The organism is Rhodovulum sp. PH10, from assembly GCF_000293785.1.
GTDB lineage: Bacteria > Pseudomonadota > Alphaproteobacteria > Rhizobiales > Xanthobacteraceae > Rhodoplanes.
On the sequence record NZ_AKZI01000008.1, the window covers coordinates 181,344 to 187,343 of the forward strand.

General features: G+C 72.5%; 7 protein-coding genes. 5 read left to right on the forward strand and 2 right to left on the reverse strand.

Features of this window, described 5'->3' with window-relative positions; genetic code table 11:
• Positions 1 to 210 precede the first annotated feature (210 nt).
• The 4 genes from A33M_RS22035 to A33M_RS01980 all read left to right on the forward strand — a co-directional run bounded on the left by A33M_RS22035 (position 211) and on the right by A33M_RS01980 (position 3,391).
• Positions 211 to 621, forward strand: a complete 411-nt coding sequence (locus A33M_RS22035) for a PepSY domain-containing protein (protein ID WP_008382815.1) — start codon at positions 211 to 213, stop codon at positions 619 to 621.
• Positions 621 to 1,331, forward strand: coding sequence for a response regulator transcription factor (locus A33M_RS01970; protein WP_008382818.1), 711 nt, complete (start codon positions 621 to 623; stop codon positions 1,329 to 1,331). The genes A33M_RS22035 and A33M_RS01970 overlap by 1 nt, the downstream gene beginning before the upstream one ends.
• Complete coding sequence (locus A33M_RS01975) at positions 1,328 to 2,764, forward strand: sensor histidine kinase (RefSeq protein ID WP_008382820.1); 1,437 nt, start codon at positions 1,328 to 1,330, stop codon at positions 2,762 to 2,764. Before A33M_RS01970 ends, A33M_RS01975 begins: the two co-directional genes overlap by 4 nt.
• A 78-nt stretch (positions 2,765 to 2,842) precedes the next feature.
• Entirely contained in the window at positions 2,843 to 3,391 is a 549-nt protein-coding gene (locus tag A33M_RS01980) for a cytochrome b (RefSeq protein ID WP_008382822.1), read from the forward strand.
• Between the two features lie 174 nt (positions 3,392 to 3,565).
• Here the strand turns inward: A33M_RS01980 and A33M_RS01985 are convergent, their stop codons facing one another.
• Positions 3,566 to 4,018 (reverse strand): GIY-YIG nuclease family protein, encoded by a 453-nt coding sequence (locus tag A33M_RS01985; RefSeq protein ID WP_008382825.1) that lies wholly within the window; start codon positions 4,016 to 4,018, stop codon positions 3,566 to 3,568.
• 287 nt (positions 4,019 to 4,305) lie between these two features.
• Here A33M_RS01985 and A33M_RS23625 point away from each other — a divergent pair, with 287 nt between their 5' ends.
• Positions 4,306 to 4,452, forward strand: coding sequence for a hypothetical protein (locus A33M_RS23625; protein WP_008382827.1), 147 nt, complete (start codon positions 4,306 to 4,308; stop codon positions 4,450 to 4,452).
• 135 nt (positions 4,453 to 4,587) lie between these two features.
• Here the strand turns inward: A33M_RS23625 and A33M_RS01990 are convergent, their stop codons facing one another.
• Positions 4,588 to 5,694: a hypothetical protein gene (locus tag A33M_RS01990; protein ID WP_008382829.1), complete on the reverse strand. Its 1,107-nt coding sequence runs from the start codon at positions 5,692 to 5,694 to the stop codon at positions 4,588 to 4,590.
• Positions 5,695 to 6,000: the final 306 nt, after the last annotated feature.

The window sequence follows — 6,000 nt, forward strand, 5'->3', positions numbered from 1 at the left end:
CCCGCTACAACGGGGAGACGTGCGGAACCGTTCCCCGATACCTCGAACATGGTCGACGGCGTGTGACCGGGATCGGCGACGGGAGCCGGGCCGGACGGATGCGCGCTCGACCGAACGCCCGCCGCACCGCGACCCGGGATCGGCGGCACGTCGGCCGGACGTTTGCGAAACGTCAGCGTGACGTCAGCGGGGTGCCGGCACAATGGCCGGATGGCAGTCCTCGATCGTCGAACCTGGATTCTCTCCGGCCTCCTGTCGCTCGCCGCCCTGTCCGGCGCCCGCGCCGAGTGGAACGGCCCGTCCGACGACGGCCCGCCGGGGGGCGGCCCGCCGCCCTGGGCGCGCGGCCGCGGCCGAAGACGGCGCCACCGCGACGACCACGACTGCGCGCTGCGCGCCCTGGCGGAAGGGCGGGCAAAACCGCTGTCGCAGATCCTGCCGGGCGTCGAGAAGGAGCTCGGCGGCCAGGCCATCGACGTCGAGCTGGAGCACTGCAAGGGGCGCGTCGTCTATGAGATAAAGCTGTTGCGGCCGGACGGCCGTCTGATCGAGGTGGTGGTCGACGCGATGACCGGCCGCCCGATCGAGGACGGAAAGAAGTCGCACGGAGACGAGCTCTGATGCGCATCCTGGTGGTCGAGGACGAGCCTCGCATCGCCCGCGACATCGCGGCGGCGCTGACGGCGGCCGGCGGCGTGGTCGACGTCGTCGCCGACGGCGAGGAGGCGTGGTTCAAGGGCGACACCGAGGATTACGCCCTGGTGGTGCTCGATCTCGGCCTGCCCAAGCTCGACGGCCTCGCGGTGCTCAAGCGCTGGCGGCGCAACCGGCGCCAGATGCCGGTGCTGATCCTCACCGCGCGCGGCACCTGGGCCGAGCGGGTCGAGGGGATCGACGCCGGCGCCGACGACTATCTGCCGAAGCCGTTTCGCATGGAGGAGCTGGCGGCGCGCGCCCGCGCGCTGATCCGCCGCTCGGCCGGCCTCGGCACCGCGGTGATCGAGGCCGGGGCGCTGACCGTCGATCCGCGCGACATGCGGGTGGCGCTCGCCGGTGTGCCGGTCGCGCTGTCGCCCCTGGAATACCGGCTGGTCGCCTATCTCGCGCTCCACAAGGGGCGGGTGGTGCCGGCCCACGAGCTGATCGATCAGCTCTACGGCACCGACGACGCCCGCGACGCCAACGCCCTGGAAGCGCTGGTGACGCGGCTGCGGCGAAAGCTCGGCGCCGGCACGATCGAGACGCGGCGCGGCTTCGGCTATCTCGTCCCCGATCCGCCCGACGCCGCCGCGCCCGACGGCGCCGCCGTCCGCCCGGACCCGCCGCCGTGATCGGCGGCTCGCTGCGGGTCCGCCTGTTTCTCGCCGGGGTGGTGTCGATCCTGGTGGCGCTGGCGCTCGCGGCCTTCGGCCTGTCGCTGCTGTTCGAGCGCCATGTCGAGCGCCGCATGGGCGACGACCTCACGGTGGTGCTCGACCGGCTGGTGTCCGGGATCGACCGGACCCAGGATGGGGCGCTCTCGGTAGTCGACCCGCCGGACGACCCGCGGTTCGAGAAGCCGCTGTCCGGGCTCTATTGGCAGGTGACGACCGAGCCGGTCGCGGGGGCCGCGAGCACCCTGGTCGACCGCTCGCGCTCGCTGTGGGACACCGAGCTGCCGCTGCCGCGCGACGAGCTGTTCGAGGGCTCGCTGCACCATCACCGGATCGCCGGGCCGGGCGGCACCAGCCTGATCGCGGTGGAGCGGCGGGTGACGCTGCCGGCGCGGCTCGGCGGCACCGCGCTGCGGCTCGTGGTGGCGCGCGACGTCGCCGACCTGCGCAACGCCACCCGCGACTTCACCAGCGACTTGATGCCGTTCGTCGCGATGGTCGGGCTCTTGCTGGTGGTCGCCTCCGCCGTCCAGGTGCGGGTCGGCCTCGCCCCGCTCGCCGCCGTCCAGGCGCGGCTCGCCGCGATCCGCGCCGGCACCGCCGAGCGGCTCGGCCAGGCGTTTCCCGACGAGGTGCAGCCGCTCGCCGGCGAGGTCGACGCGTTGCTCGACGCCCGCGACCGCCAGGTGCAGGCGGCGCGCGCGCGGGCCGGCGACCTCGCGCACGGCTTCAAGACGCCGCTGCAGGTCTTGGCGGGCGACGTCGAGCGCCTGAAGGAGAAGGGCGAGCGGGCGATCGCCGAGGATCTCGCGGTGATCGGCGAGACGATGCGCCGCCACGTCGAGCGCGAGCTCGCCCGCGCCCGGCGGGTCGTCTCGGCCGACGCGGTGGCGCCGGTCGGCGAGGTGGTCGAGCGGGTGGTCCGGGTGGTCGGCCGCACGCCGGCCGCCGATCCGCTCGAATGGGAGGTCTCGGTCGACCCCGCCGCCAAGGCCCGCATCGCCCCCGACGATCTCGCGGAAATCCTCGGCAACCTGCTCGAGAACGCCGCCCGCCATGCCCGCGAGCGGATCGTGGTGACCGCCGCGATCGAGACCGGCGAGGTGGTGGTGCGGGTGGTCGACGACGGCCCGGGCATTCCGCCGCAGATGGTGGCGATGGCGCTGCAGCGTGGCGGCCGGCTCGACACCGGCCCCGGCACCGGACTGGGCCTCGCGATCGCCAGCGACATCGCCGAGGCGTGGGACGGCCTCCTCTCGCTCGGGCCGACCGATCCCGGCCGGATGACGGCGGTGCTGCGCCTCCCGCGCGCCGAGCGCACGGTTCTGGCCGAGCGGACGGTTTCGACGGACCGCACGGGCCTCGCCGAACGGCCGCTGACGAGAAGCTGACGAGCCCGGTCAGAGCGGCGTCAGGGCAGGGCAGCCATTCTCCCGGCACGATCCTTCGATCAACGGGAAGCCCTGTTCATGACCAAACTCCGCTACGATCCGCTCATTCAGCTCGTTCACTGGCTCACCCTCGCCGCCGTGGTCGGCGTGTTCATGAGCGGCCTGATCATGGAGGAGATGCCGCGCGGCCCCGACAAGATCGCGCTGGTCGGCCTGCACAAGTCGGTCGGCGTCGTCGTGCTGCTGCTGACGGTGATCCGCCTCGCCTGGCGGCTGCTCAATCCGCAGCCCGACTCGATTCCCGGCGCGGCGCTGACCCAGATGGCGGCGCGCGCCATGCACATGGCGCTCTATGCGGCGCTGGTCGCGGTGCCGGTGATCGGCATCTTCATGTCGTGGGCGCACGGCCGCGCCGTCGACGTGTTCGGCCTGTTCTCGCTGCCGCCGATGATCGAGGCCGACCGCGCGCTCGGCGAGCGGCTGGGCGAGATGCACGAATTTGCCGCCTGGGCGATCATCGTGCTCGCCGGCGTCCATGCGCTCGCCGCCATCGTCCACCAGATGGTGCTCAAGGACGGCGCGATCGCCCGCATGCTGCCCTATGGCCGGCCGAGCGGCACCGCGTGATCGGCACGGCATGAACTCCCGGCGGCTGCTCGCTCTCGGGCGGACCCGTCGGGCCTGGACGGCGGTCGCGAGCGAGAGGCTCGCCGGGACGGCGGCCGGGGTGGCGACACCCCGGCCGCGAGTTTTTTTCCGTCCACCCCGTGTTTCGCGGGTTCCCGGCGGCTGCGGCGTGTCTCACGCGAACAGGCGGAACACCGACGCCGGGAAGCGCACTCCGGGATCCGAGCAGTCGTCCGGCCAGCCGAGAAGGTGGCTCGCGCAGCGCCGGCAGTCGCTGCTGCCGAAGCCCGGCAGCGGCACCGGCAGTCCGGCGAGGTCTCGCACCAGCGCGCACTCGTCGCCGCCCGGCGCGATCCACACCGCGACCACCCGGCCGCGCGTGGTGAGCCGGTCGACGTGCCAGTGAATCCGTTTTCGGCGGGCGAGATGTCGGGTCACCCGCGCCCTCAGCCCGCCGGGCCCGCGCGCAGACCCGCAATAGAGATACCGTCCGGCGGGCAGGGTGCAGGCCGCGCCGCCGACCCTCAGCGCCACCGGGCGGGCGAGGAGAAGCCCGAGCACATAGGCGCCGGGCTCCGCCGGCACGCTTCCGACAACACCCGCATGCAAAGCCGGAGCGCGTTTCATGTGAAGAATCCGGCCGATTCGCCGGGCGACCCGGACCGCCGATGGTTGATCATCGGTTCAGCCGCGAGGTTGAAATTGCATACAAGCCAAGGAGTGAGGCCTGCGTTCATGCATGGCAGGAATATTGTGCAGAGCACAAAGTTCTATTGACTCGTCTGGCCGATGCGAGTGGATTAGGAAAACTGCGAATGTCCGCAGCACGAACATACTGGGGAGTTCGTATGCGACACCTTTCCATTGCCTCGAGTTCGTTGCCGTCCCTGATCATTCCTTGCCCGCGTTGCGCCATGCGCATGGCGTTCCGCTCGACCTCCTCGACCCAGGCAGAGCCGAATTTCCAGGACACCGTCTACGCCTGCGAGCAGTGCGGCACCGAGATCGTCCGCACCACCTACCGCGCGATCGACGCCGTCGATCCCGCCCGGGCGGCGTGAGGCCCGGCTCGCCGTCCACCGGCCGCGTGTGATCTCGCGGCCCCGATCCGGTCTCCTTCCGACACTCCCTCGTCGCGCTCGCCCGACGGTATCGCGCGCCGTGACCGGCCCGGAGCGTCGCACCTCGCCTCATCGTCACTCCCGCCGCTCGCGATAGCCGAGCGCGGTGTGGCCGGTGCCGTCGACCAGGCAGCGCGCGCCGAACGCCGCCTGCCCGACCGCGGTGGCGGCGAGGCAGCCGAGCGACATCATGCCGTCGCCGATCCGGCTCCACACGGTCGCGGCCGGGCCCGGCTCGGTCGCCGCCTGCGCGTCCTTGCGCTGGAGCGTGTCGATCGCCGTCAGCGCGTTCTGCCGCACCCGGTCGACGTCGTTCTCGTCGGCCGCGGCCACCACCTCGTGCAGGATCGTGGTGATCTCGGCCGACTTGTGCGCCGAGAGCTGCGCCTCGAGCAGCGCGTGCAGCGCCGGATCGCGGGCGGCGTTGGCGGCCAGGGTGAACTTCGCCATGCTGCCGATGATCAGCCGCTCGAGGTCGTCGTGGTCGTTCGACCACGGCAGCAGCGCGACGATCCGCTCGATCGGGTCGGCCTCGCCGGTGGCGAAATAGACGCCCCACAGCGTGTCGATCACCGCCGGGCCGGGGGCGAGCGCGGCATCGTCGTCGGTGCGGAACAGGGCGTCGCGCCAGCGCTCCCAGAACGGCAGCTTGCGCGGCATCGCCAGCTGCGAGAGCGTCGGCGACGAGCCGGTGACGTAGCCCTCGATCATCGCGCCGTATTGCGGAATGCGCGGCGCGAGCGACGCCAGCAGGCGCTTCCATTCGGGATGGCCGGAATAGGCGATCGCCCGCACCACCACCCAGCGGTCGGACGGCCCGATCGGCAGCACCGCGTCGATCAGCCGGTCGGCGTCGCCCGGCGCCGCCCCGATCAGCCCGGCGAGAAAGCCGACATAGATGCCGGCGGTGCTCGGCTCCTTCAGCGCGCCGGTGCGGCTCGCCGTCCGGTAGGCCGCGGCGACGCGATCCGGGTCGCGCCGCGACCGGTAGGTCGAGATCCATCGCAGCACGTCGGTCGACGTCTCGAACGCCGCGACGTCGCTCGCACGCACGCCGGCCTCGGCCGGCGGCAGGCTCGCCTGCTGGGCCGCTCGCGGCTCGGCCCAGGTCGGCGACGGCGTCAGCGCCGTCGCCGCGGCGAGCAGAGCGCCGCTGACCAGAGCGGCGACGACACGCCTCATCATCCCCTCCGTACGCTCCCGGGTCGGCCTCGCAGGCCGGCGTCGGGGTGCCCCCGAAACGTGTTCAAGCAGACACGCAGGGCAATTTCATGGGGGGTGGTGGTCCATTCGGTGGCGCTGGAGGGGCGAAGGACGCTTCCGTTTCGGATTGCGCGCCACCGTTGCGGCCGGGCCACAGTTTGCGTTCCGTGCCGGCGCAAAAAAACCTCCTCCGCGGCGCGCGGCCACGGTCGTTCCGCCTCGCGCGGCGGCCGGTGGGGTCAGAGCCCGTTTGGGAACTCCGACGGGGCTGCGCCGGAGCCGCTT